We start from the raw sequence: 25,217 nt of genomic DNA, 5'->3' as shown, positions 1-25,217 counted from the left end.
TCCCTACACTTGGCGCTATGCCTTCTCTGCCCCGAGTTTCCCGTCGCGTCGCCGGCGCCTGGGGACTCGCCGCCGCAGTCGCACTCGGCGGGTTCCTCGGGGCCGTTCCGGTGACGGCGGCGTCGGCTGCTGCGGTTGGGGTTCGTGTCGGATCGCCCGAAGCGGCTGCGCAACCGGCCGAATGGCAGACCGAGCAGCAGGCCGGTTCCGAGGCTTCAGACGCTGCGACGCCGAGTGCCGATCTCGTCATCGCGCCGCAAGACACCGTGCTCGAGCCCGGCACGAACGACGTGCAGTTCAGTGTGCTCGTGCGCAATACCGGTGAGGTCGACCTGCCCGCTGGGCAACTGTCACTCGTCATCGGATCCCGGCCCCTCGCCGATCTCGATGCGCTCACCGAACTTGACGCGCTCACCGAACTTGACGACGAATCGCCCGGCGTTGCCATGGCCATCGGCACGGCCGAAATCGGCACGACGGGTGCGGGGGAAGAACAGACCACGACGATCGCGGTGCCGCGCTCCGAGCTGCCGCTCACCGCGTCGTCGGACGCCGGCGTCTATCGCGTACAGGGCACACTGGCGTTCGCCGAGGCTCCAGCATCGGGGCCTGCGGAGTTCGACGACGGCGAACCCGAATCACCGGGCGACCTCATCGCGACCACCCCGCTCGTCTGGCGCGGGGCCGGCGAAGCTACCGTGCCCACGAGCCTCATCGTGCCATTCGTGCTGCCCTCCGACATCCGCACCCTGCCCACCCGGCAGCAGCTCGACGAACTCTCGCGCAACTGGGATCGTCTGCTCACTGCGGCCCGGTCGCACCGCGCCACGATCGCGATCGATCCCCGCATCATCGCGGGGATTCGCGCGTATGGAGACGATGCACCGCGCAGTGCGCAGCTGCTACTGGGTCGCCTCGAGTCGACCGCGCTGCCGTCGTTCCTGCTCCAGTTCGCCGATGCCGACCCCGCTGCTCAGGCGGCCCTCGGGTTCACCTCGCTGCTTGAACCCACCAGCCTCGACTTCGTATCGCGATTCGGCACCTTCCCGGACGTGAGCACCGATATCTCTGGCGACTCCTCCGGTCAATCATCAGATGCGTCGGGCAGCGACAGCGGCACGAGTACGCCCTCGCTGAGCAGCACCCCGTCACCGACTCCCACACCGGATGCAGGTGAGGAGGCGAACGCGGACGACGAGAATTCGCCGGTCGATGCCGACGAGCCCGACGTCACGCTCCCGGAACTCACCGAGCTGCTGGAGTGGCCCGCAGAAACCGCCGCAACCGCGTGGCCCGCCGGCGGACGCGCCGATTCCGAAACACTTGAGCTGCTCGAAAGCAGTGGCATCAACAATCTCGTGTTGAGCTCGGACGCCGTCACCCGCACCGGCGGACCCCGTGCCGCACTCGGCGACGCGGAAGCAACCGTCACCGATGCCGGCCTCGACTCGGCTGCGCGCCGAGCACTCGCGGGTACCTCAGAGACCGAGCGCTCAGCCGGGCTCACCGACCTCGCCGCACGGCTGGTCATCGAGGCGCAGTCCGGTTCCACCGGCGTGGTCATCGGTCTCGACCGCGGTGCCGTCGGCGATGCCGCGGACCCTGCGACCCTGCTCGATGCGCTCGACCGCTTCACCTGGGCGACACCGACCGCCGTGGCAGATCAGCCCGTCGGCAGCGCACGCCTCGCCAAATCAGGCCCGTCTGAAGACCGCCTTGAACAGCTGCGAGCCGCCGCCAACCGGGAGGCCTCCGTCGCCGAAGTCGGCGCCGTGCTCGTGCACCCCGAGTACCTGTCGGGATACCAGCGCACCCGACTCCTCGAACTCTTCGCCACTCGGTACGCCGACACCGACGTCGACTTCACCGATGTCGCGGCCACGTTCCGCGCACGCGATGCCGAATTGCTCGACGGCGTGCAGGCCATCAGCACGGAGCACATTCAGCTCGTGGGTAGCTCCACGCGAGTTCCCGTGCAGATCAAGAACGCACTCCCGTTCGATGCAGTCGTCACCGTGCAGGTCGATCCGGCATCGGCGGCCCTCTCCGTGAGCGAGCGACGCTTTGCCGACGTCCTCGTCTCGGCCGAGGCCAATGAACGGGTACTCGTGCCCGTGCGCAGTCGCGTCTCCTCGGGCGAATCAGGTCTGGTCGTCGGCATCTCGACGGTCGACGGCACCCACACCGTCTTCACCGGAACGCTCTCGATCACCATTCGCAGCAGTGTCGAGACCATCGCGTTCTGGGTGCTGGGCATCCTCGCCGCAGCCCTGCTCGGATTCGGCATCTGGCGCAGTATCCGCCGTCGACGCGCACGCCGCGACTGGCACGGCGATCCCGCAGCCACGCCCACCGGTGACGCCTGAGCGCACCCCGAGGCGGCAGGAATACCGCGCGCCTAGGATGGGTTGTACCCACCGAGCGGCCCAGGCCGCGAATTCCGTCACCGGTGTGCAAGGAGCCTCATGCACCAGATCATCATCATCGGATCCGGCCCCGCCGGGTTCACCGCCGCAATCTACGCTGCGCGCGCCGGCCTGCAGCCCGTGCTCTTCGCAAGTTCCGTCGGCATCGGCGGCGAGCTGATGAACACCACCGAGGTCGAGAACTTCCCCGGCTTCCCGGAGGGGGTGCAGGGCCCCGACCTCATGCAGAAGATGCAGGAGCAAGCGGAGAAGTTCGGCACCGAGGTCGTCTACGACGACATCACCGAGGTCGACTTCAGCGGCGAGATCAAGCGCGTCACCGCCGGCGACGGTTCCGTTCACGAAGCCCACACCGTGATCTATGCGACCGGTTCGGCGTACCGCAAGCTCGGCATTTCCGATGAGGATCGCCTCTCCGGTCACGGCGTCTCGTGGTGCGCGACCTGCGACGGGTTCTTCTTCCGCGAGAAGACGATCGCGGTCGTGGGCGGCGGCGACTCCGCGATGGAAGAAGCCACGTTCCTCACCCGCTTCGCCGACAAGGTCTACGTGATCCACCGCCGCGAAGAGCTCAAGGCGTCGAAGATCATGCAGCAGCGCGCATTCGACAACGAGAAGATCGAGTTCGTGTGGAACTCCGAGGTCGCCGCGATTCACGGAGACGAGCAGCTCAGCGGCGTCACCCTGCGCGACACCGTCGACGGCACCGAGAGCGAACTCGCGCTCGAAGGCTTGTTCATCGCGATCGGCAACGACCCCCGCACGCACCTCGTGCACGGCAAGCTCGATCTCACGGAAGACGGCACCATCGCGGTCGAGGGGCGCACCTCACGCACCTCGTCGCCCGGTGTCTTCGCCGCGGGCGACGTCATCGACCCGTCGTACCGCCAAGCCATCACCGCCGCGGCATCCGGAACGGTCGCCGCGCTCGATGCGGAGCACTACCTCGCCGCACGCGAGCAGGCCGAGCACACCGCTCTCGCCGCCGTCTAACCAGCAGAACTGTCAGAAGGAGTTATCGTGTCCAACGCAATCACCGTAGACGAGCAGAATTTCGAGCAGGCCGTGCTCCAGAGCGACGTGCCCGTGCTCGTCGACTTCTGGGCCGAGTGGTGCGGCCCGTGCCGCGCTGTCGCGCCGGTGCTCGACCAGATCGCCGCCGAGCAAGAGGGCAAGATCATCATCGCGAAGCTCAATGTCGATGAGAACCCCAACCTCGCGGCTCAGTTCCGCATCACCTCAATTCCCGCGATGAAGGTCTTCAAGGGCGGCGAAGAGGTGCGCGAGATCATCGGCGCCATGCCGAAGCCCATGATCGAGGAGCACCTCAACGGCATCATCTGAGCGCACTCGCGCTGTGTAACGGCTGTGGCCGGGATCCCGATCGGGTTCCCGGCCACAGCCGTTTCTGCAGGTGCTGCGCTCAGAGCAGCTCAGTCGTGCACGATCGTCTCTGCGAGCTCGGCCAGACGATCCACCGAGGCACGGAGCGCATCTGCGGTGAAGGATCGCGCACGCTCGAATCGACTTTCGTCGGTGAGCCCGCTCCAGTCGTAGGTGTGCCGCACCAGCGTCATGCCATCGCCGACCGGTTCGAGTTCCCATCGCCACAGATGCCCGGGTTGCGCTTCGCCCACCGGGCTCGGCTTCCACGCGATCAGGCGGCCCTCGATGAACTCGACCACATGATTCGCGCGCACGTGACCGCCAGTGTTGTGCATCACGAATACGTCGCCGATGCCGTGCACCCGCTGGCCGTCTGCGGCCTCGCTGAGGTTGTCGTTGCCATCCCACTCGGGTTGCCGCGACGGGTCGGCGATCAGTTCAAACAGTGCAGCGGCATCGGCGGAGACGACTCGCTCAGCCGTGACAATTCGGGAATCTTCGCTCATGACGACAGTCAAACACACCCGGAGGCTGTGCGAAGCTGCACCCTCGTGAACGTTATGCGCCGAACCCCGGGTCGCCGAGATCGGAAAGGATGCGCTTCAGATCAGCGATCGTGGCGAAGTCGATGACGATCTGCCCCTTCTTCGCACCGAGCTTCACCGCGACTCGCGTATTGAAACGGTCACCGAGACGATCAGCGATCTCACCCAGCTGCGCCTGCACGCCGCCGGCCCGAGCCTTCGGCCCGCGGCGCTTCGGCTCATCAGCTGCGGCAGACTCCGCGGCGCGCACAGACAGGCCCTCGTTCACCACCTTGTCGGCGAGACGCTGCATGGCATCAATGTCGCCATCGAGTGACAGGATCGCTCGAGCGTGCCCCGCTGACAGCACTCCGGCAGCAACCCGCGCTTGCACCGTCTCGGGGAGACGCAACAGGCGAATCGTGTTGGAAATCTGCGGTCGCGACCGTCCGATGCGCTCGGCGAGCTGCTCCTGGGTGATGCCGAAGTCGGCGAGCAACTGCTGGTACGCCGATGCTTCTTCGAGCGGGTTCAACTGTGCGCGATGCAGGTTCTCGAGCAGCGCATCTCGGAGCATGTGCTCATCGGCGGTGCTGCGCACGATCGCGGGAATCGTCTCGAGTTCAGCGCGCTTCGACGCACGGAGTCGACGCTCACCCATGATGAGTTCATATCGCGGCCCCTGCTCGGGCACCGGCTCAATGGCACGCACCACGATCGGCTGAAACACCCCGAACTCGCGGATGCTGTGCGTGAGCTCATCGAGCGCCTGCTCGTCGAACTCGGTACGCGGCTGCACGTGATTGGGCACGATGTCGCTGACATCGAGTCGAGTCAGGCGGGCACCGGGCACCTCTTGCAGCTGTTCGTCAGCGGCATTCGGTGCGACATCCTGAGGTGCGGTCGCCGCAGCCGTGCTCTCGGCGTCGACCGGCGTCGAACTCGCCGGGAAGAAGACGTCAACCGGGCGTTCGCCCGTCGACGGCGACTGCGGAATGAGCGCGCCGATACCGCGCCCGAGGCCGCCTCGTTTCTTCGTCGCCATTCCGTTACGCCTTTCCGTCTTCGTGAGTGCCAGCTGCCACCGGCGCGCCTGCTCCGCGGTCCGCCATCTCGGCAGCCGCTTCGAGGTATGCAAGTGCTCCGATCGATGCCGCATCATAGGCGTGCACCGTCTGGCCGTAGCTCGGAGCCTCCGAGATCCTCACGGATCTCGGGATGATCGCTCCGAGTACCTGCTCGGGGAAGTGGGCCCGCACTTCCCCGGCGACCTCCTGAGCGAGATTCGTGCGGGCGTCGTACATCGTGAGCAGAATCGTCGAGATGCGCAGCCCCGGATTGAGGTGCTTCTGAATCAGCTGGATGTTGCCGAGCAACTGACTCAGACCCTCGAGCGCGTAGTACTCGGTCTGAATGGGAATCAGAACTTCGTCTGCGGCGACGAATGCGTTCACGGTCAGCAGCCCCAGTGACGGCGGGCAATCGATAAAGACGTAGTGGTACGTGCGCTCCGAGGTTTCAAGGAAGTTCTGCAGTGCCGTGCGCAGTCGCTGTTCACGTGCAACCAACGAGACGAGTTCGATCTCGGCACCCGCAAGGTTGATCGTGGACGGAACGCACCACAAATTCTCGTGGTCCGTTGTCGGTTGCAGGGCATCAGGAATGTCGTCATCGCCGAGCAACACGTCATAGATGCTCGTGATTTCTGGCCGATGCGGCACTCCGAGGGCTGTGGATGCATTGCCCTGCGGGTCCATGTCGATCACGAGCACATTCGCGCCGCGTCGTGCGAGTGCCGAAGCGAGATTGACGGTCGTTGTCGTCTTTCCGACGCCACCCTTCTGGTTCGACACGGTGATGATCCGCGTCGCATCGGGAAGTGGCGACACGGTCTCCGCGAGTTTGCGCCGTCGCCGAATCTTGTCGACGAGGTGGTCGCCGACGAGCGATTTCTCCGCTTCAGCCATGTCTCACGATTTTAGCCCGAAAGACGCGCGTCGTTTCAGCCAGCAATCCTGCGCCGAGCTCTTCGACGGTAACGTCGCGCACCCGATACTTGCGGAGCGCTTTCTCCGCGTTCTCGATCTCGGCCTCGACAGATGCCCCCTTGAGGAACAGCATCTCCCCGCCGTCGACGAGCAGGGGAGCGGTCAACGGCACCAGCTTGCGGAGAGCTGTGACCGCACGCGCCGTGATCTGGTCGACCTCGAACGCATCGTGGTATTCCTCGGCACGCCCCCGGCGCACTTCGGCATTCGTCAGCCTGAGGGAGTCGATCTGTTCCTGCAGCCAGGCGCAGCGACGCTCCATGGGTTCGATGAAGATGAAGTGTGCATCGGGCCGCACGATGGCCAGTACCAGTCCGGGCATGCCGCCCCCGGTGCCGATGTCGGCAACCTGTGCTCCAGTGCGGATGAGCGGTGCGAGCACGGCACTGTTGAGTAGATGACGTGTCCACAGGCGAGGGGCTTCAAGCGGGCCGATGAGGCCCAGCTCTTCACCTCGCCCACCGAGATCTGCAGCAAAGGCTCGCAGCAACTCAATGCGGTCTCCGGCAATCTCTGCTGCAGCCGCGGGTTCCTGCTCGATGACCACGTCACCGGACATGGGGCTCCTCCCGGAGTTTCACGTGAAACGAGTGCGAATTCAGGCGGCGCTGATCACGAGTCGGCGATCGCGGCCTTCACCGCGCGACTCGGAGTGGTAGCCGCGTGATGCGACCTCGTCGTGCACGAGCTTCCGCTCGTACGATGACATGGGTTCAAGTTCAACAGTGCTGCGCCCGGCAACGATCTGAGCGACTGCACCATCGACCATGCGCTTGAGCTCGATGGCTCGGGCGTCGCGCGATCCACCGACATCGACGATGAGCCGAGAGAATCGGCCGGTCTTGGCCTGCACGGCGAGTCGCGTCAGGTCCTGCAGTGCCTGAACCGCATCCGGGCCGGCGATCCGATCGAGATCCGCGCCGCCGCCCGTCACCGAAACGTAGGCACGACCATTGGCAACGTCGATGTCGATATCTCCGTCAAGGTCGGCGATATCGAGCAGGCCCTCGATGTAGTCGGCGGCAAGGTCACCGTCTGACTCGAGATCGGCCAGGCTCAGCTCTTCGGTCTCCGACTCGGGAGTCGTCGTTTCAGCGGTCACGCTACTTGCCCTTCTTCTTCGCACGCTTGGAGCTCAGGGGCTGCTGACGCTGGCCCTCCGGGAGAGCGATGATCTCTTCGCCGCGCGCCTGGGCGCGCTTCTCGTCGTCGGTGAGCTTTCCCTTGGCCTTCAGTCGCGCCTGACGTTCACGCCACGCATCGCTGCCGGGAGTCGGCATGTTGCGGATGACGATGAACTGCTGCGCCATCGTCCACAGGTTGGAGGTGAACCAGTACACGTTGAGCGCGAGGGGGAATGCGACGCCCGAGAAGAGGAAGGCGAACGGGATGATGTACAGCAGGATGCGCTGCTGGCGGTACATCGGCGAGTTCTTCGTCTCATCCGAGACGTTCTTCGACATGATCTGCAGCTGGGTGAAGAACTGCGAGCCGATCATCAAGATGACGTTGATGCCGAGCAGCACGACCACGGTCCAGTTGCCAGATTCCCAGCCCTGGGTAAAGGTCATCTTCAACGGTGCGCCGAACAGCGACGCCGCGTTGAAGTTGTTCGTGAGCTCCTTGGTCATGAAGCCGATGCCCACCGAGTTGTCGGCCGCGTGGCGCAACACGTAGAAGAGCGAGAAGAAGACGGGCATCTGAATCAGGATCGGCAAGCACGAAGAGAACGGGTTCGTGCCGTGCTTCTTGTACAGCGCCATCGTCTCGCGGCTCATGGCTTCGCGAGAGAACTGATCTTTCTTGCCCTTGTACTTGTCCTGGATCTTCTTCATCTCCGGGGCAAGATCCATCATGCGACGCTGCGACTTGATCTGTCGCACGGTCACCGGGATGAGTGCCGAACGCACCACGACGACGAGTCCGATGATCGAGAGCACCCAGGTGAGCCCGGATTCGGGATCCATACCGATCCACGTGAACGCCTGATGCCAGACCGCGAGCACGAGCTCGACGAGCCAGCGAAGCGGCCAGAGAATTGTTTCGAAGAAGTCCACCGGGTTAAGCCTTTCGCTCGATGGGGCGGACGAAGCCGCGGGTGTTGGTCACGTAGTGTGCATGCGCGCGCGGAGGGACATCATCGACGCCGCCGGCGGTGAAAGGATTGCAGCGCAGCAAGCGCCACGCAGTGAGCGCGGTTCCGACGGTGAAGCCGCGAAGTTGATACGCCTCCACAGCGTATCTGGAACACGATGGATAATACCTGCACACTTCGCCGTACAGTGGCGAGACGAGACGCCGATACGCGTGCATGCAGGCGATCGCCGCATTTCGGGGGAGCAGCCAAACCTCATGAACGATTTGGATCATGTGCGGGCTGCTTCTTTGGGCGAGGTGATCCGAGCGATGGCCCGCGTCATCTCGTGTTCGAGCTCGGCGAAGCTCGCGTCCGCTGCCGCAGGGAGCGCACGAAAGACGACATCGATTCCGGTGGCCCCGCCGGCGATCTGTCGCTCGACGACAGTTTTCATTCGGCGGCGTACACGATTTCGCGTGACCGCGTTCCCCACGGCCTTGGAAATGATGAAGCCATACCTCGCTGGGGTGTCTTCACCTGAACGCAAAACCGCGTGGGTGATGCACAGTGCACCACCCACGCGGCGGCCGGCACGAAGAGTGCGCCGGTAGTCCTCACCCCGGGTGACACGATTGCGCCTTGCGGGCATGATCGAGTTCGGGGTGCAGAAATTACGCGGTGAGCTTCGAGCGGCCCTTGCCGCGACGAGCTGCAACGATGGCGCGGCCGGCGCGAGTGCGCATACGGGCACGGAAACCGTGCACCTTTGCGCGGCGGCGGTTGTTGGGCTGGAAGGTACGCTTGCTCATAGTGAAGGCTCCGTGACTTATGGAATAGATCCCCGAGCGTCTGAGCGTCGAGGAAGTCGGATGTTGGCAGCTCGCGTTCGCACGTTCACCGATGAATGTTGTTCGTCGGTGGGCATACGACTACGCGCTCGCGTGTTACGAGCTACCCATACAAGGTCTTTACTCTACGCGCTTCATGCCGTTCCGTCAAAGTTGTCAAGCGTATCGTGCGGCATGTTCTCCTACGCTCCAGCACCAACTGCGGTGAAATCGTGCAACTTTGACCGGTGGACTTGCCTGTGGACAAATCTGTGACTAACGTTGGCGCAAGCATTTCCACACGGCTGCAGTCTGCTGTATTTCCGCGAAACTCTGTCCGATTGGCTGTGGATAAGCCTGGGTATAACCAGGTTCCGTTCGGAAGAATTTTGAGGCAGGAGTCACGTGACCGAGGACGAGCTTCAGGAAGTCTGGGAACGAGTCACTCAGGCGGTGATGGGGGATCCGGCAGTGGGCCCCGCCGTGGGAGCGCAGCTTGCGCTGGCGCTTCCCCGTGGTATCGCAGCGGGGACGCTGTATCTCGCGGTCCAGCTGGATTTCACCTTGAAGCTCCTGGAGAACCGCTTGCGCCCGGCGATCATGACGGCCATTGCGAACATTCCTGAGGCTCGTGAGATCGAAAACTTCGTGGTGATCGTCGATGAAGACGCACATCCTGATATTGATCCGGAACCGTCGCCCGAGCCTCGGGTCGCACCGACGCCGGAGCCCATGCCAGATTTCGATGGGGGCTTCGGAGGATTCGAACCGAGTCGGGCTGAATCATCACGTCCAGTTGCTGAGCCTCGCCGACGCCACGGTGTGGATGAAGTGCTCGACAGCCGGCTCAATGAGAAGTATCGATTCGACAGCTTCGTGATCGGCCAGTCCAATCGCTTCGCACACGCCGCCGCAGTCGCGGTCGCCGAAGCTCCGGCCCGCGCGTACAACCCCCTCTTCATCTACGGGGATTCCGGTTTGGGGAAGACCCACCTGCTGCACGCCATCGGACACTATGCGCGTGAGCTGTTCCCGGATGTGCGTGTTCGTTATGTGAGTTCTGAAGACTTCACAAACGATTTCATCAACTCGATCGCCAACAACCAGGGCGCGGCGTTTCATGCGCGGTATCGCAGCGTCGACATTCTGCTCGTCGACGACATCCAGTTCCTCGAAGACAAGGTTGAGACCCAAGAGGCTTTCTTCCACACGTTCAACACCCTTCACGACCACAACAAGCAGGTGGTCATCACGAGCGATGTGCAGCCGAAGCAGCTGCGCGGGTTCGAAGAGCGCATGCTCTCGCGCTTCGAGTGGGGCCTCCTGACCGATATTCAGGTTCCCGACCTTGAGACGCGTATCGCCATTCTTCGGAAGAAGGCGGAGCGTGAGAATCTCGAGATCGACTACAGCATCCTCGAGTTCATCGCCAGCAAGTTCTCATCGAATATTCGCGAGCTTGAGGGCACGTTGATCCGCGTCACCGCCTATGCGAGCCTCAACCAGCAACGCATCGATATGCAGTTGGTGCATACCGTGCTGAAGGATTTGATCACCCTCGATGCCGACAACGAGGTTCAGCCTTCCGACATCATCAATAAGACCGCCGAGTATTTCGATCTCTCGGTCGATGACCTGTACGGACCGACGCGTGCGCAGCAGATCGCAACCTCGCGTCAGATCGCAATGTACCTGTGCCGCGAGTTGACCCCGCTGTCGTTGCCCAAGATTGGCCAACTCTTCGGTGGACGTGATCACACGACGGTGATGTACGCGCACAAGAAGATCTCGCAGCTCATCGCTGAACGGCGTTCGATCTACAACCAGGTGACCGAATTGACCACCCGCATCAAGCAAGGCACGCGGTAGGGAAGTTATCCACAAGAATTCATTCACATGTGGATAGTTGGGGAGAACTCGACAATTTTTGTGCATGAATTCGCCGGACCTGTGAGTCGAGCAGATCGGGCCGGTTGCTGGAAAATCTCAAGGATCGGGATCTATGCACCGCTCCTCCACAAGCTACAAGCGTGTAGTTCCCTGCCTAGAGTTGCGATGTCTCGAGTTATCCACACAATCCACAGACGTTAACACTGTTAACATCCCTCTCATTTTTAACGGGCACTCGATCACGCGAACGACTTCCGCGGTGTATGGCTTCACAAGAATGCTCGCCCCTACGGAGTATGCAAAGATTGTGAACCGGAACAGATACGCGACCCAGTTCGCGTGCGGAGGGAAGTCAGATGCGTTTCACCGTCAATCGTGACGTGTTCAGCGAAGCCGTATCGTTCGCTGTCAAGCTGCTTCCCCAACGCCCGACACAGCCATTGCTGAGCGGTGCGCTGATTGAAGCCGATGGCGACCAGTTGACAGTCTCATCGTTCGACTATGAGGTCTCCGCGCGTACATCGATTACCGCTGTGGTCGCAGATGCGGGTCGCGCTCTGGTTTCCGGTCGATTGCTCGGTGAAATCGCTCAGCGTCTTCCCCACTCTGACGTCGAGGTCACGCTGATCGATAGCCGTGTCGAAGTTCGTTGCGGCTCAGCGTCATTCAGCCTGCCGGCGATGCCCGTCGAAGAGTACCCGCAGGTGCCCCGCATCGATGAGGTGTCCGGGTCCGTTCCCGCAGATGTGTTCTCAGACGCTATCGCTCAGGTATCGCTGGCTGCGTCGAAGGACGATGTCACTCCGGTGATCACTGGCGTGCAGTTCGAGATTAACGAGAACTCGCTGACGCTGACCGCTACAGATCGTTACCGCGTTGCAACGCGCAGCATCGATTGGGAGCACCGCGATGCTCAGGAGTCACTGACGGCCCTGGTCCCCTCGAAGATCGTGACCGAGGTCGGCAAGACCTTCTCGGGGGACGGCGTGGTGCAGGTCACCATCATCAAGGATGCCGATCGTGAACTCATTGCATTCACCGGCGGTACCAAGACGGTGACCTCATTGTTGATCAAGGGGAACTACCCCCCGGTCGGGCGCTTGTTCCCGGAGAGCGTTGATAATTATGCGGTGATCAGCACTTCTGAGCTCGTTGAAGCCGTCGGCCGCGTGGGATTGGTCCTTGAACGCGAAGCAGCGCTGCGCTTCTCGTTCGCAGAAGGCACGGTGACGCTCGAGGCCGCGGGCACCGAGTCGGCACAGGCTGTGGAGACAGTGGACGCACATCTGGTCGGCGAAGAGATGGTGGTCTCGCTGAAGCCGCAGTTCTTGCTCGATGGACTTCGCTCGACGCACGCAGAATTCGCTCGAGTGGCCTTCACCCGCACGGACAATCCGGGGAAGCCGGGGCCTGTGTTGATTACCAGCCAGCGGAGCAAGGAAGATGCTGATGAAGAGAGCTTCCGCTACCTGTTGCAGCCGAACCTGCTCCTTCGATAGGCGATAGATGCGTGTCGCGCATCTATCGCTGAGAGACTTCCGCAACTACGAGGAAGCAGAACTGACCCTGCATGCTGGCCCAAATCTTCTGATCGGTCGCAATGGGCAGGGAAAAACGAATCTCGTCGAAGCGATTGGATACTTCGCTTCTCTACGCTCGCACCGAGTGACGGGTGACGCAGCACTCGTTCGAGCTGGCGCAGACGCCGCAGTTGCGCGTATGCGACTCCAAGCGGGTGAACGCGATGTGTTGCTCGAGGTGCAGGTCAATCGTGATCGCGCAAATCGTGCCCAGGTGAACCGCAACTCGGTTCGTCCGCGCGAGGTGACTCGGTGGTTTTCTTCGGTGGCATTCGCCCCCGAAGACCTCATTATCGTTCGTGGAGAGCCCTCAGGACGTCGCCGATTCCTCGATGACGCACTGGTTGCACGCCATCCGATGGCCGTAAGTGTGCTGGCTGACTATGAAAAGGTAGTTCGGCAACGTACATCGTTACTCAAGTCGAGCCGTGGCTCGCTTCGTGCGATCGAGAGCACCCTTCCGATTTGGGACGCACAGCTCATCGAGCTCGGTTCGCAGATCATGCTCGCGCGACGTGAGCTGCTTCGTGATCTCACTCCGCCATTGCAGCTGGGATACGAGGCGCTTGTTGGTGCAGATCACGCCCCTGGCTTGTCGATGCAGGAATCCATGCGCGACACCCTTCGCTCGGATCGTGTTTCACGTGAAACCTCGTCGATGCTCGATAGTGCCAGCGTTTCACGTGAAACGTTGGGTGAAGAGTTCCGCGAGGCGTTGGATCTCGTTCGGGTGAAAGAAATTGACCGCGGTGTCACGCTCATTGGTCCGCATCGTGATGACCTGGTGTGCACACTCAATCAGCTACCCGTCAAAGGCTACGCCAGCCATGGTGAATCTTGGTCGTACGCACTTTCACTCAAGCTTTCGCTCGCGGAACTCCTACGGACCGAGTCCACCGCCGGCGACCCAGTCATTATCTTGGATGATGTTTTTGCGGAACTTGATGCGTCTCGTCGTACCCGCCTCATGGCAGCAGTCGGGGAGTATGAGCAGGTGATTGTGACTGCGGCGGTTGAATCCGACGTTCCACAGGATTTGCAGTGGTTCCGAACGCACATCGAGGGTGGGGAGATCGTACCCGTCGAATCTGATCAGGATACTGATCAGCATGCGTGAGGCACCTGACGTTCCTTTCGCGACTGACGCATATTTGCGGGCGAAGTCGGTGTGGCGAGGTGTACCGCAGCGTCGACGCCGTGTATCGGGACAGTCAGACGCTCTGGGAGGGAGCCCCTTCGGTTTCGGTCGCGATCCGCGCACGCTATCGGATGTACTGGTGACGATGTCCGTCGAGATGGGCTGGAATGTTGAGCTCGAGCAAGCCCGCGTGATCGGGGAGTGGTCCGATTTTGTGGGGGAGGCGACTGCGGAGCACACTGAAGTCATCGGCATCAGTCACGGTGTGCTGCAGATTCAATGCAACTCGACCACCTGGGCGACAGAACTGAGACGACTCCGAGCTGAAATGCTGACGCGTCTGCTCCTGGAGTACCCCGACTCAGAGATCAGCGACTTGCGCTTTCTCGCACCAGGCGCGCCGTCATGGCGCCATGGGCCGCGTACGGTTCCGGGGCGTGGACCACGCGACACCTATGGGTAGAGGACGCCCGAGACGTTCGGTACGAGGCTATTCGTGCGTGCATTGTGGCGACTGATTGTGCAGGTGGGGACGATCCCCTCTCTTAATTGCGCCATAACGGGCCGTGGCGCCCCTTTAGAGAGTGCTTTCTTGGTAAGCTGGTGTGCGGAAGTATCCAGGGCTCGATCGCGCCCTGAGACGCCCAGAGAAGGATCTTTCAAAGTATGAGTTCAGAACAGGCCGCCGCTGCAGAAGAATACGGTGCCGGAGCGATTCAGGTGCTCGAAGGTCTTGAGGCGGTTCGCAAGCGGCCTGGCATGTACATCGGTTCAACCGGGCCTCGAGGACTCCACCATCTGGTATATGAGATCGTCGACAACTCCGTTGACGAGGCGCTTGCAGGATACTGCGACACCATTGACGTCACCATTCTCGCAGATGGTGGGGTTCGTGTCATCGATAACGGGCGCGGCATCCCCGTTGATGAGCACCCTACCGAGGGAAAATCCACGGTTGAGGTCGTGCTCACCGTTCTCCACGCGGGCGGCAAGTTCGGCGGCGGGGGATATGCGGTGTCGGGCGGCCTACACGGTGTCGGCTCATCCGTGGTGAATGCCCTGTCGAGCCGTTTCACTGTGGCCGTCAAGCGCCAAGGTTTCACGTGGAACATGTCGTTCACCGGAAGTGTCCCGGATGCGCCGTTGGCGCCAGGTGAGGCGACGGAAGAGACCGGCACGACCATCACATTCTGGCCGAGTGCAGAGATCTTTGAGACGGTCGAGTTCGACTATCAGACCCTCCGTACTCGATTCCAGCAGATGGCCTTCTTGAACAAAGGCCTCCGCATTGCGCTCACCGACTTGCGCGAGCAAGAGATGGTCGAGAATGAGGCCGGAGAGCTCGTTGCCGCGCCGGCTCCGCATGATGAGTTCATGTACGAGAATGGCATTCAAGACTACGTACAGCACCTCAACGCAGCGAAGCGCGCTGAGCTGGTCAACGACGAGATCATCGCTTTCGAAGCCGAAGACACCGACCGTCAGATCGCAGCTGAGATCGCGATGCAGTGGACGACGGCCTACACCGAAAGTGTGCATACGTATGCCAACACGATTAATACGCACGAGGGTGGCACCCACGAAGAGGGGTTCCGTGCCGCGCTGACGACGCTGGTCAACCGCTATGCGCGTGAGAAGAACATCCTCCGAGAGAAAGACGACAATCTCTCCGGTGACGATGTGCGTGAGGGGCTCACCGCGGTCATCTCCGTCAAACTGGGGGAGCCGCAGTTCGAGGGCCAGACCAAGACCAAGCTGGGCAACACTGAAGCCAAGGCCTTCGTGCAGAAGGTGGTCGGCGATCAGCTCGGAGATTGGTTCGAGCGCAACCCCGGGCCCGCCAAAGACATCATCAGGAAGTCCATTCAAGCGGCCACCGCACGTCTTGCGGCGCGTAAAGCGCGCGAGACGGCCCGACGCAAGGGACTGCTCGAGTCCGGTGGCATGCCGGGCAAGCTCGCGGACTGCACGAGCAAGGACCCTTCGGTGTCAGAGATCTTCATCGTCGAGGGCGATTCGGCAGGCGGATCCGCCAAGACCGGGCGCAACCCGCACACGCAGGCGATCCTGCCTCTCCGTGGAAAGATTCTCAACGTTGAAAAGGCACGGCTCGACCGGGCGCTCAACAACGCTGAGGTCCAAGCGATGATTACCGCTTTCGGTGCAGGAATCGGTGAAGAGTTCACACCTGACAAGGCGCGCTATCACAAGATCGTGCTCATGGCCGACGCCGATGTGGACGGGCAGCACATCACCACGTTGTTGCTCACCTTGCTGTTCCGGTACATGCGTCCGTTGATCGATCTCGGCTATGTCTACCTTGCCCAGCCGCCGCTCTATCGCATCAAGTGGGCGAACGCCGAGCACGAATATGTCTACAGCGACAGAGAGCGTGACGTGAGCCTGGCTGCGGGTGCCGAAAGCGGACGCCGACTGCTCAAGGAGAGCGGTGTCCAGCGCTACAAGGGCCTCGGCGAGATGAACCATGAAGAACTGTGGGAGACCACGATGAACCCCGAGACCCGCACGCTGCTGCAGGTCACGATGGAAGACGCTGCGGCCGCAGACGAAATCTTTGCCACGCTCATGGGCGAAGATGTCGAGGCGCGACGCAGCTTCATTCAGCAGAACGCGAAGGACGTGCGCTTCCTTGACATCTGAGAATCAGACCCCCGAAACCGCGGCCGACGAGATCGAGGAGCGGGAAACCGCCGTCCACGGCAAGATCGACCAGGTCGACCTGCAACTCGAGATGCAGCGGTCTTACCTCGATTACGCGATGAGTGTCATCGTGGGTCGAGCGCTCCCTGATGTCAGGGATGGCCTCAAGCCTGTGCACCGCCGTGTGATCTACACGATGTACGACGGAGGGTACCGGCCCGATAAGGCATTCTCGAAGTGCACCCGTGTCATCGGCGATGTCATGGGACAGTTCCACCCGCACGGCGACGGGGCAGTGTACGACTCGCTGGTGCGTCTCGTGCAGCCGTGGACGCTGCGCTATCCCCTCGCACTGGGACAGGGCAACTTCGGCTCACCCGGTAACGACGGCGCGGCTGCGCACCGATACACCGAAACCAAGATGTCCCCGCTCGCCATGGAGATGGTGCGCGACATCGACGAGGAAACGGTCAATTTCCAGGACAACTACGATGGCCGCACCCAGGAACCGACGGTTCTGACCGCTCGGTTCCCGAATCTGCTCGTCAATGGCTCCGTCGGCATCGCCGTCGGTATGGCCACCAACATTCCGCCGCACAACCTCCGAGAGGTTTCCGAAGGCGCGATTTGGCACCTGGAGCACCCCGACGCGACCCGTGAAGAACTGCTCGAGGCTCTGATTGAGCGCGTTCACGGGCCCGACTTCCCGACCGGGGCTCAGATTCTCGGCACCAAGGGAATCCGCGAGGCATATCGCACGGGCCGAGGCTCCATCACGATGCGTGCGGTGGTCAACATCGAGGAGATCCAGGGCCGTACGTGCCTGGTCGTCACCGAATTGCCGTACCAGGTGAACCCCGACAATCTTGCCGTCAAGATCGCAGATCTGGTCAAGGACAACAAGGTTCAGGGCATCGCGGATATCCGCGATGAGTCGAGTGGCCGTACCGGTCAGCGTCTGGTCGTCGTGCTCAAGCGCGACGCCATCGCCAAGGTTGTGCTGAACAACCTGTACAAGCACACGCAGCTCCAGGAGAACTTCGGAGCGAACATGCTGGCCATCGTCGATGGTGTGCCGCGCACGCTCGCCATCGACGGATTCATCTCGGCATGGGCGAAGCACCAGATCGAAGTGATCGTTCGGCGTACCGAATACCGCCTCAAGAAGGCTGAAGCCGAGGCGCACATCCAGCGCGGCTACCTCAAAGCTCTCGATGCACTCGATGAGGTCATCGCACTCATTCGTCGCTCCCCGACAGTCGATGAGGCCCGTGAGGGGCTCATGTCGCTGCTCGACGTCGATCAGATCCAGGCAGACGCGATCCTCGGTCTGCAGCTGCGACGCCTCGCCGCACTGGAACGCCAGAAAATTCTGGAACTCGCTGCCAAGCTCGAGGCGCAAATCGCCGAGTTCCAGGGCATTCTCGCGTCGCCCGCGCAACAGCGTGCGATCGTGATCGAAGAGCTCGGCGAGATCGTCGCGAAGTTCGGAGACGAACGACGTACCGCGATCATGCACGGCTACGACGGTGACATGTCGATGGAAGACCTCATCCCTGAAGAGGAGATGGTCGTCACGGTCACACGAGGTGGCTACGTTAAGCGCACCCGTATCGACAACTACCGTTCGCAGCACCGCGGGGGCAAGGGTGTCAAGGGTGCGCAACTGCGTGCTGACGACATCGTTGAGCACTTCTTCGTTACGACGACGCACCACTGGCTGCTCTTCTTCACCAACACCGGCCGGGTGTACCGCGCGAAGACCTACGAGATCCCTGAGGGCGGCCGCGACGCGAAGGGCCAGCACCTGGCGAACCTGCTCGCGCTCGCACCAGACGAGTCGGTCACGCAGATTCTAGATGTCCGCGATTTCGCCGCAGCGGGGTACCTGGTCCTCGCAACACGCGATGGTCTTGTCAAGAAGACTGCGCTCACCGAGTACGACACGAATCGAACGGGCGGCATCATCGCGATCAAGCTGCGCGACGGCGATGAGCTCGTCTCTGCACTGATTGCCGAGTCGAGTGATGACGTGTTGCTCGTGTCGAAGCAGGGAATGTCCGTGCGATTTACCGCTTCTGATCAGGCTCTCCGCCCGATGGGGCGTTCGACCAGTGGCGTGCGTGGCATGAACTTCCGCGAGGGCGACGCGCTGCTCGCAGCTTCGCGCATCGATGAGACCGGGGGATTCGTCTTCGTGGTCACCGAAGGCGGATATGCGAAACGCACCGCCGTCGACGAGTATCGCGTGCAGCAGCGAGGCGGATACGGCATCAAGGTCGCCAAACTCGATGAGAATCGTGGTGACCTGGTCGGTTCGCTGATCGTCGAGGCCACGGACGAGGTGCTCGCGGTGCTGGCGAGCGGTAAGGTAGTGCGCTCAAGCGTTGCCGAAGTTCCCGCGAAGGGCCGAAATACGATGGGCGTCGTCTTCGCGCGATTCCCAGAGCAGGACCGTATCATTGGCATCGCGCGCAATTCGGAGCGTGGGCTCGACGACGACGAGTCCGGGGCCCCCGGGTCCGAGAACGCGGAAAATGAGGAAGACCTGAATGAGTAACACTGTCGCCGACAAACTGGCGAAAAAGACCCGTAAGAAGGCGCCGGCGAAGCAGGTTCGGCTGAAGCTCGTCTATGTCGACTTCTGGTCGGCTGTGAAGTTCTCCTTCCTGGTGGCGATCTGTTTCGCCATCGTGAGCGTTGTCGCGACGGTGCTGATCTATACAGTGCTGCTGCAGACAGGCGTGTTCGCGCAGGTCGACGAGCTCTTCATGGACATCGTCGGTGAAGAGAACAGCCTGATGAAGATCATCGGTCTGCCTCAGGTACTGGGTTTCTCCGTCGTAGTGGGCATTCTCAACATCATTGTGGGAACGGCACTCGGCGCGGTCGGCTCGCTCGTCTACAACCTGCTGGTGCGCGTGCTCGGTGGGTTCCAGCTCGGATTCACGAGCAACTGAGTCGTGACGCCCGACCCAAATCGGGTCGGGCCACGCCCGGTATTCCAGGTCGATTTCGGATTTGCCTGGAGTTCAGGTAGAGTCATTGCTTGGTCGAGGGGCTATAGCTCAGGTGGTTAGAGCGCTTCACTGATAATGAAGAGGTCCCAGGTTCAAGTCCTGGTAGCCCCACCAACACCACACGAAATCCCCGCTCAGTGAGCGGGGATTTCGTGCTTTCCGGGCCGCGCACGAGCGAGACCGTGCGTCACGCGCCACGCCGAACCGGCCGCTTTTGCATTGGCTGGATAGATCGAGTAAAGTAGTGCGAGTTGTCATGGTCACAGGCCAGAGACAATGAGTGTTCACTCACTCGGGTCCTTAACTCAGTTGGTAGAGTGCCTGCTTTGCAAGCAGGATGTCGGGAGTTCGATTCTCCCAGGATCCACCACTTCGAAAGCCGGCCCCTCGCGGGCCGGCTTTTCTGATTTACCAGTGAAGTGCTCGATACACGCCGTTCCCGGTTTCCTGCGGGGCGAGCACGAGCGACAAGCTAGAAGCATGCGTGCGAATTCCTCCCTGCTCTTCGGCACCACCGCGGTACTGATCGCGCTGAACTATCCGCTGGGTGCTCTGGCATTACGTGGAATGAGCCCGTTTCTGCTGATACTGCTCCGTTTCGGCGCGACGGCGGTCATCGCCTGGGTCGCAGTCGCAGCACTCCGCAGTGCGCTCCCGCAGGGGAGCACATGGTGGCACGCGGCCGGCGCCGGCGTCTTGGTGCAGGGCGCCCAGTTTCTCGGGGCGTACTGGGCGATGAGTCATGGCGTGGGGGCAGGGGTGACCGCGTTGATGATCGCGATGAACCCGGTACTCGTGACGATCCTGAGCGGTGTGATCAGTCGGCGCCGGGAACCCGCGCTCGTCTACCTGGCGGTTGCGATCGCGATGGTTGCGGTAGTGCTGGCCTGCTTGCCGCGGATTTTGCGAGATCCATCGCTCGGCAGCGGAGTCTTCGCGGCGCTGATCGCGCTCGTCGGTCTTGCGGTCGGCTCGGTCTGGCAGGGGAGAACGCTCCAGGGCGTGTCACCGGTGTCGTTCACGGCGATCGGAGTGACTGCCTCGCTGCCATTCGCCGGTGTCCTGCTCCTCATGAATGACGAATATGTGGCACCCGGTGCGACCACGTGGGTGCTGCTCGCCGCAGTGACGATTGTGGGACTTCTGGGCACCACGGCATACGCGGCCTATATCGGACGAGCCGGTGCACGTCGGGCATCGATCGTGTTCGCCATCATCCCGGCACTCGCGGCGATCGGGTCGTGGGCGATGCTGGGCGAACCGCTCGACCTCGCCATCGGTGCCGCGCTCGTGCTGGGGTGCGCCGCATGTGTGATCGATGTCGTCGCATCACGGCGCGTGACTGGTTCTTGAGCGGCGACCGCAGCCCACGCGAGTGCGGTCATCGCAGGTGGATTCGGGAAAACCCGAATACGAGTCTCGGGCTGCCCGGCTGCCCGGGTGTCTGACGCACGCTCTACCGTAGGAGCATGACCAGTTCTCCCGTCTCGCGCTCAGTGAGGCCTCCCTACCGTCTCGCGCTCACCGCGTTGCATCTTGCCGCGCTCGGTATGGTCGGCTTCACCGTCACGCTCCTCCTGCTCACGATGATCGGTACCGGCATCGGCATGCTGATCATCGGTATCGGCCTGATTCTGCTGGTCGCGCTGGTGTACGCCCTCTTCGGCATCGCGTGGTTCGAAACTGCACGTGTGGGTGGGCTCTACCGAATTCCCGTGATTGCACCGACGTGGCAGCCCCTTCGCGGACACGGGTTCGGTGCCTGGTTCGGATCGGTACTGCGGCAATCCATTGATGGGCGCATGTGGCGATCGTTCGCAAATTTCGCGATCTCGAGCGCCATGGGTGTTGCGGTCTTGGCGCTCGTTCAGGGGTTCGTGCACGCACTGCTGTCGGTCTTTCGCACGTTCTCGATCTGGTGGCAGCCCGGGGTCGTCGGCATGCTGCTCAGTGCCGCAGCAATCCTCGGCATCGTGCTGCTGCACCGCATCGTGTCGATCGCGATCATCGGAGCCGGGGTCACAGATGAGGCGCTCGTTGAACAAGCTCGCGTCTCACAGCAACAGCGCGAGGGCGCGGTTCGTGCCGCAGACGTCGAGCGCACACGCATCGAGCGCGATCTGCATGACGGCGTGCAACCGCGGCTTGTATCCGTGGGAATGACACTGGGTCTTGCGCAGGAGAAGATCGAAAGCGACCCGGCCGCGGCGAAGCTGCTCGTCGCCGAGGCGCACACCTCGACCAAAGCGGCGATCACCGAGCTGCGCCAGCTGGCGCGGGGGATCTATGCGTCGGTGCTCGACGATCGAGGGCTCGACGCTGCGCTTTCCGCGCTCGCCGCGCGGTCGCACATTCCGGTGCACCTCGACGTGCGCCTCGTCGAACGGTTCAGTCGTGACGCCGAGGCTGCGGTGTACTTCGCGATCGCAGAGTCACTGACCAACGCTGCGAAGCACTCACGAGCCAGTGAGGCGCGCGTGCTCGTGCGTGTGCGCGCCGACGACCCCGCGAGCCCGCAACTGTGGGCACGCGTCGAAGACAACGGCATCGGCGGCGCACAGGTGACGCCCGGCGGTGGCCTCGACGGCATCATGAACCGCGTGCTGGCCGCCGGCGGCACCGCTCGACTCGAAAGCCCGCAGGGCGGGCCGACCGCACTGGAGGTGAGTGTCCCATGCGCATCCTGATCTGCGAAGATTCCGTACTGCTGCGCGAAGGGCTCGTACGACTGCTCGAACACGGAGGGCACGAGGTCGTTTCGGCGCTTCCTGATGCGACGACGCTCATGGCCGCAGTGGCACAGGCCGATCCTGAACTCTGCATTCTCGACGTGCGGCTGCCGCCGACATTTACCGACGAGGGGATTCTCGCGGCGCTTGAGCTGCGCCGCACGCGACCGGGGCTGCCGGTGCTCGTACTCTCGCAGTACGTGGAGGAGCGCTACGCAAGCGAGTTGATCGCGGCGCAGGGCGGGGCCTTTGGCTATCTGCTGAAGGATCGCGTCGCCGACGTGGGGGAGTTCATCGACTCGGTGCAGCGCATCGCCGATGGTGCCACAGTGCTCGACCCTGAAGTGGTGGCGCAACTCCTCACTCGTCGTTCGCGAGATGATCGCATGCGGGCTTTGACGGAACGGGAGCGCACCGTGCTCGCCGCGCTGGCCGAGGGGCGTTCGAACCAGGCGATCGCATCGCTGCTGTTCCTCTCGGAAGCCAGTGTCGAGAAACACATCACGGCGATCTTCCAGAAGCTCGGGCTCGAACCCGACGAGGGCGGCAATCGACGGGTGCTCGCCGCCATCGCTCATTTCGAAAGCTACGGCGCCGCCACCGGTCAGCCCAACGACACGTCATCACAGAACCCGCAGACGGGAGCCCCCGCATGACCGATCAGTACTCACCCCAGAACCCGCCGGAGCACACGCCACAACCATCAGCGCAGCCGGCACCCCAGCCTCAGATGCCCGCCGCGGCAGCACCGGGTGCGCAGCCGGGTGCGCGCCCAGGCGCGGCGAAAACCGTCACCGCGACGGCGACGATCGTCGCTGTGACTGCTGCAGTCGGTGGTCTCGTGCTGCTCGGCGTGGGGGCTTCGGCCGCCTATGCAGTGCTCGCGCCAGATCGCTTCAGCATGGTCGAATCGCTCGTTGATGGCGGCGATTTCGACGAGACCCTGGGCACCGAAGGATCCGGCGCCACGACGATGAGCGACGCAGATGGGCAGGTGACGCAGACCGTTGACGTGACGGAGGTCACCTCGCTTGATCTCGACATCGAGGCGGCGGCATTCACATTGCAATTCGCTGACGTCGCCGAGGCGCAGCTCGAGGTGTCGGGCCCGCGGGCCGATGCATGGGTGCTCGGGGTCAAAGGCACGGAACTCACCGTGGAGACGCCGGATCGCGGGCTCGTCTCCGGCTGCTTCGTCAATTGCGGATCCGGCGGGTTTGGCGGCGCGACCGCAACACTGACCTTGCCGCAGTGGATGGATGATGAGCAGAGCCTCAACGTCGAGGCATCGCTGCAGGGTGGCACCTTGACCGCCAACGGTACCTACCGCGGGTTCGATGTCGATGTCGAAGCGGGAGAACTGCGGCTTGACGGCAGCGCTCGCTCGCTCTCGCTTGATCTCGAAGCTGGGAAGGCAGACGTTGCTCTCGCGGACGTCGCGACGCTCGACCTCGGCGTCGAAGCCGGTTCTGCGAAGCTCGAGCTCACCGGAACGCTGCCGAATCGCGTCGATGTCGAAGCCAGCACCGGAAGCGCAGTACTGCGCCTGCCAGCCGGCGACTACCGCGTCGACGAGCAGTCTGAGCTCGGCAAGATCGACAACCGCTTGACCGTTGACCAGGAATCGAAGCACGTGATCTCGGTGCGGGCGGAAGCGGCCCAGGTCACACTGCGCTGAGCCGTGCTGCTGAGCGGGGCCTCTCAAGCCTGTGGCTCGGTCGCGCACGCTTCACCCCACACCCACGCCTCCATGCCGCACCGTACACTGGGCGGCATGGAGGCGTCGGAGGTGTCACCCGAATGGCGGCCCGACGTGCTCGGGCCGGGATTCGAATGTCATGAGATCGACCTCGGCAGCGATGAAGAAGGCCCGTTGGTTGCCACGCTCGTGCGATCCCTCCCCGCTGGGCGTCGATTCTTTGAGCGTCTCACGAGCCGTCCACGACCCCTGGAAGGCGTTGACGTGCTCTATGTGCATGGATGGTCCGACTACTTCTTCCAGCGCAGTCTGGCGCGATTCTGGACGGATCGAGGAGCACGCTTCTTCGCCCTTGACCTCCGCAAGTACGGACGCAGTCTGCGCGAGGGGCAAACGGCTGGGTACATCGAGGATCTGACGGACTACGACCTCGAGATCGATCAGGCGCTCACGATCATCGGTGCGGAGCCCGCCAGCTCCGATCGACCGCAGCGTGGGCGTCGTCGACTCCTACTCTTGGGGCACTCGACCGGCGGCCTCGTGCTGAGTCTGTGGGCTGCAGCGCATCCGGGTCGCGCGGACGGCCTTATTTTGAACAGCCCGTGGCTCGAGTTTCAACTCAGCGGCGCGGGGCGGCAGATGATTGCGCCACTCGTGAATCTGCGTGCGCGCTTCAACCTGCGCGATGCGGCACCGCAGTTCGACTCAGGGTTCTATTCGCGGGCACAGCGCGAGGTGGGGCCGCGCGAGGAGCTCGACCTGGTCAACACGACGTGGCGCCCGGATCGCAGCCATACGGTGGTGAACGGATGGTTGCGGGCGATTCTCGCGGGACATGCGCAGGTGAATCGAGGGCTGCATCTGCACGCGCCGATTCTGATGCTGCTCTCGGCACGATCTGCGTTGCCACTGCGATGGGATCCTTCGCTGACGGCTGCGGATACGGTGCTCGACGTCGACGAGGTCGCGAAAGCCGCGCTGCATCTGGGCAGTTCTCTCACCGTCGAACGATTGGATAGTGCCCTGCACGACGTCTTCCTGTCACGAGCAGAGGTGCGGGCCGAAGCTTTCGCGCGGATGGATCGATGGCTCACGGGGTGGGCGCGGAGCAAAGCGGGCCCCGGCCCCGTGGCAGCGAGCTCAAGCGTTCAGCGACCGCCGCCGTCGGCGCGGTCGAAGGCTGCGGAGGGCACGACCGACTAGGCTCGGATC

24 protein-coding genes and 2 tRNA genes are annotated in these 25,217 nt (G+C 62.7%); 17 read left to right on the top strand and 9 right to left on the bottom strand.

Annotation, left to right across the window (positions count from 1 at the left end; genetic code table 11):
• Nucleotides 1-17: 17 nt before the first annotated feature.
• The 3 genes from AMS67_RS02970 to trxA all read left to right on the top strand — a co-directional run bounded on the left by AMS67_RS02970 (nt 18) and on the right by trxA (nt 3,770).
• Nucleotides 18-2,366, top strand: coding sequence for a DUF6049 family protein (locus AMS67_RS02970; RefSeq protein WP_053386036.1), 2,349 nt, complete (start codon nt 18-20; stop codon nt 2,364-2,366).
• Nucleotides 2,367-2,465: 99 nt separating this feature from the next.
• Nucleotides 2,466-3,419, top strand: a complete 954-nt coding sequence (trxB, locus tag AMS67_RS02965; protein ID WP_053351435.1) for a thioredoxin-disulfide reductase — start codon at nt 2,466-2,468, stop codon at nt 3,417-3,419.
• Nucleotides 3,420-3,446: 27 nt separating this feature from the next.
• Nucleotides 3,447-3,770 carry a thioredoxin gene (trxA, locus tag AMS67_RS02960; RefSeq protein ID WP_053351434.1) on the top strand — a complete coding sequence of 108 codons (324 nt, stop codon included), beginning with the start codon at nt 3,447-3,449 and terminating at the stop codon, nt 3,768-3,770.
• Nucleotides 3,771-3,859: 89 nt separating this feature from the next.
• Here the strand turns inward: trxA and AMS67_RS02955 are convergent, their stop codons facing one another.
• Genes AMS67_RS02955 through rpmH form a run of 9 tightly spaced genes read right to left on the bottom strand, consistent with a single transcriptional unit; the run spans nt 3,860 to nt 9,270 of the window.
• On the bottom strand, nt 3,860-4,318 hold the full coding sequence (locus AMS67_RS02955) for an SRPBCC family protein (protein ID WP_053386035.1): 459 nt from the start codon (nt 4,316-4,318) through the stop codon (nt 3,860-3,862).
• 52 nt (nt 4,319-4,370) lie between these two features.
• Nucleotides 4,371-5,381: a ParB/RepB/Spo0J family partition protein gene (locus AMS67_RS02950; protein ID WP_053386034.1), complete on the bottom strand. Its 1,011-nt coding sequence runs from the start codon at nt 5,379-5,381 to the stop codon at nt 4,371-4,373.
• A gap of 4 nt (nt 5,382-5,385) precedes the next feature.
• The gene (locus AMS67_RS02945; protein ID WP_053386033.1) at nt 5,386-6,303 is read right to left on the bottom strand and encodes a ParA family protein; all 918 of its coding nucleotides are present in this window, start codon (nt 6,301-6,303) and stop codon (nt 5,386-5,388) included.
• On the bottom strand, nt 6,296-6,943 hold the full coding sequence (rsmG, locus tag AMS67_RS02940) for a 16S rRNA (guanine(527)-N(7))-methyltransferase RsmG (RefSeq protein ID WP_053386032.1): 648 nt from the start codon (nt 6,941-6,943) through the stop codon (nt 6,296-6,298). The genes AMS67_RS02945 and rsmG overlap by 8 nt, the downstream gene beginning before the upstream one ends.
• A 39-nt stretch (nt 6,944-6,982) precedes the next feature.
• Nucleotides 6,983-7,486, bottom strand: a complete 504-nt coding sequence (locus AMS67_RS02935; protein ID WP_082305247.1) for a Jag family protein — start codon at nt 7,484-7,486, stop codon at nt 6,983-6,985.
• A gap of 1 nt (nt 7,487) precedes the next feature.
• The gene (yidC, locus tag AMS67_RS02930; protein WP_053386030.1) at nt 7,488-8,441 is read right to left on the bottom strand and encodes a membrane protein insertase YidC; all 954 of its coding nucleotides are present in this window, start codon (nt 8,439-8,441) and stop codon (nt 7,488-7,490) included.
• Nucleotides 8,442-8,445: 4 nt separating this feature from the next.
• Nucleotides 8,446-8,754 carry a membrane protein insertion efficiency factor YidD gene (yidD, locus tag AMS67_RS02925; protein WP_053386029.1) on the bottom strand — a complete coding sequence of 103 codons (309 nt, stop codon included), beginning with the start codon at nt 8,752-8,754 and terminating at the stop codon, nt 8,446-8,448.
• Nucleotides 8,751-9,110, bottom strand: a complete 360-nt coding sequence (rnpA, locus tag AMS67_RS02920; protein ID WP_075201202.1) for a ribonuclease P protein component — start codon at nt 9,108-9,110, stop codon at nt 8,751-8,753. The genes yidD and rnpA overlap by 4 nt, the downstream gene beginning before the upstream one ends.
• 22 nt (nt 9,111-9,132) lie before the next feature.
• The gene (gene rpmH / locus AMS67_RS02915; RefSeq protein WP_010155609.1) at nt 9,133-9,270 is read right to left on the bottom strand and encodes a 50S ribosomal protein L34; all 138 of its coding nucleotides are present in this window, start codon (nt 9,268-9,270) and stop codon (nt 9,133-9,135) included.
• A gap of 474 nt (nt 9,271-9,744) precedes the next feature.
• Between rpmH and dnaA the strand changes: the two genes are divergently transcribed.
• The 14 genes from dnaA (at nt 9,745) to AMS67_RS02845 (ending at nt 25,208) form a co-directional block, all read left to right on the top strand.
• A complete protein-coding gene (dnaA, locus tag AMS67_RS02910) occupies nt 9,745-11,157 on the top strand; it encodes a chromosomal replication initiator protein DnaA (protein WP_053386154.1) in 1,413 nt (470 codons plus the stop codon).
• Nucleotides 11,158-11,534: 377 nt separating this feature from the next.
• Nucleotides 11,535-12,677 (top strand): DNA polymerase III subunit beta, encoded by a 1,143-nt coding sequence (gene dnaN, locus AMS67_RS02905; protein WP_053386028.1) that lies wholly within the window; start codon nt 11,535-11,537, stop codon nt 12,675-12,677.
• Between the two features lie 7 nt (nt 12,678-12,684).
• Nucleotides 12,685-13,875 (top strand): DNA replication/repair protein RecF, encoded by a 1,191-nt coding sequence (recF, locus tag AMS67_RS02900; protein ID WP_053386027.1) that lies wholly within the window; start codon nt 12,685-12,687, stop codon nt 13,873-13,875.
• Complete coding sequence (locus tag AMS67_RS18085; protein ID WP_053386026.1) at nt 13,868-14,359, top strand: DciA family protein; 492 nt, start codon at nt 13,868-13,870, stop codon at nt 14,357-14,359. Before recF ends, AMS67_RS18085 begins: the two co-directional genes overlap by 8 nt.
• A gap of 203 nt (nt 14,360-14,562) precedes the next feature.
• The gene (gene gyrB / locus AMS67_RS02890) at nt 14,563-16,557 is read left to right on the top strand and encodes a DNA topoisomerase (ATP-hydrolyzing) subunit B (RefSeq protein ID WP_053386025.1); all 1,995 of its coding nucleotides are present in this window, start codon (nt 14,563-14,565) and stop codon (nt 16,555-16,557) included.
• A 31-nt stretch (nt 16,558-16,588) separates the two neighbouring features.
• Nucleotides 16,589-19,117 (top strand): DNA gyrase subunit A, encoded by a 2,529-nt coding sequence (gene gyrA / locus AMS67_RS02885; RefSeq protein WP_053351549.1) that lies wholly within the window; start codon nt 16,589-16,591, stop codon nt 19,115-19,117.
• The gene (locus tag AMS67_RS02880) at nt 19,110-19,517 is read left to right on the top strand and encodes a DUF3566 domain-containing protein (protein WP_053351422.1); all 408 of its coding nucleotides are present in this window, start codon (nt 19,110-19,112) and stop codon (nt 19,515-19,517) included. The genes gyrA and AMS67_RS02880 overlap by 8 nt, the downstream gene beginning before the upstream one ends.
• A 97-nt stretch (nt 19,518-19,614) precedes the next feature.
• A tRNA-Ile gene (locus AMS67_RS02875) sits at nt 19,615-19,691 on the top strand.
• A gap of 180 nt (nt 19,692-19,871) precedes the next feature.
• Nucleotides 19,872-19,947 (top strand) — tRNA-Ala (locus AMS67_RS02870).
• Nucleotides 19,948-20,057: 110 nt separating this feature from the next.
• Nucleotides 20,058-20,930: a DMT family transporter gene (locus AMS67_RS02865; protein WP_053386024.1), complete on the top strand. Its 873-nt coding sequence runs from the start codon at nt 20,058-20,060 to the stop codon at nt 20,928-20,930.
• Between the two features lie 116 nt (nt 20,931-21,046).
• The gene (locus AMS67_RS02860) at nt 21,047-22,264 is read left to right on the top strand and encodes a sensor histidine kinase (protein ID WP_053386023.1); all 1,218 of its coding nucleotides are present in this window, start codon (nt 21,047-21,049) and stop codon (nt 22,262-22,264) included.
• Nucleotides 22,252-22,962, top strand: a complete 711-nt coding sequence (locus AMS67_RS02855; RefSeq protein WP_053386022.1) for a response regulator transcription factor — start codon at nt 22,252-22,254, stop codon at nt 22,960-22,962. The genes AMS67_RS02860 and AMS67_RS02855 overlap by 13 nt, the downstream gene beginning before the upstream one ends.
• Nucleotides 22,959-23,984: a hypothetical protein gene (locus AMS67_RS02850; protein WP_053386021.1), complete on the top strand. Its 1,026-nt coding sequence runs from the start codon at nt 22,959-22,961 to the stop codon at nt 23,982-23,984. The genes AMS67_RS02855 and AMS67_RS02850 overlap by 4 nt, the downstream gene beginning before the upstream one ends.
• Before the next feature lie 72 nt (nt 23,985-24,056).
• Nucleotides 24,057-25,208, top strand: coding sequence for an alpha/beta hydrolase (locus tag AMS67_RS02845; protein ID WP_241487969.1), 1,152 nt, complete (start codon nt 24,057-24,059; stop codon nt 25,206-25,208).
• Nucleotides 25,209-25,217: the final 9 nt, after the last annotated feature.

Source organism: Leucobacter japonicus, assembly GCF_001273855.1.
In the GTDB taxonomy this organism is placed as follows: Bacteria; Actinomycetota; Actinomycetes; order Actinomycetales; family Microbacteriaceae; genus Leucobacter; species Leucobacter japonicus.
This window is presented reverse-complemented; position numbering and strand designations above follow the sequence as displayed.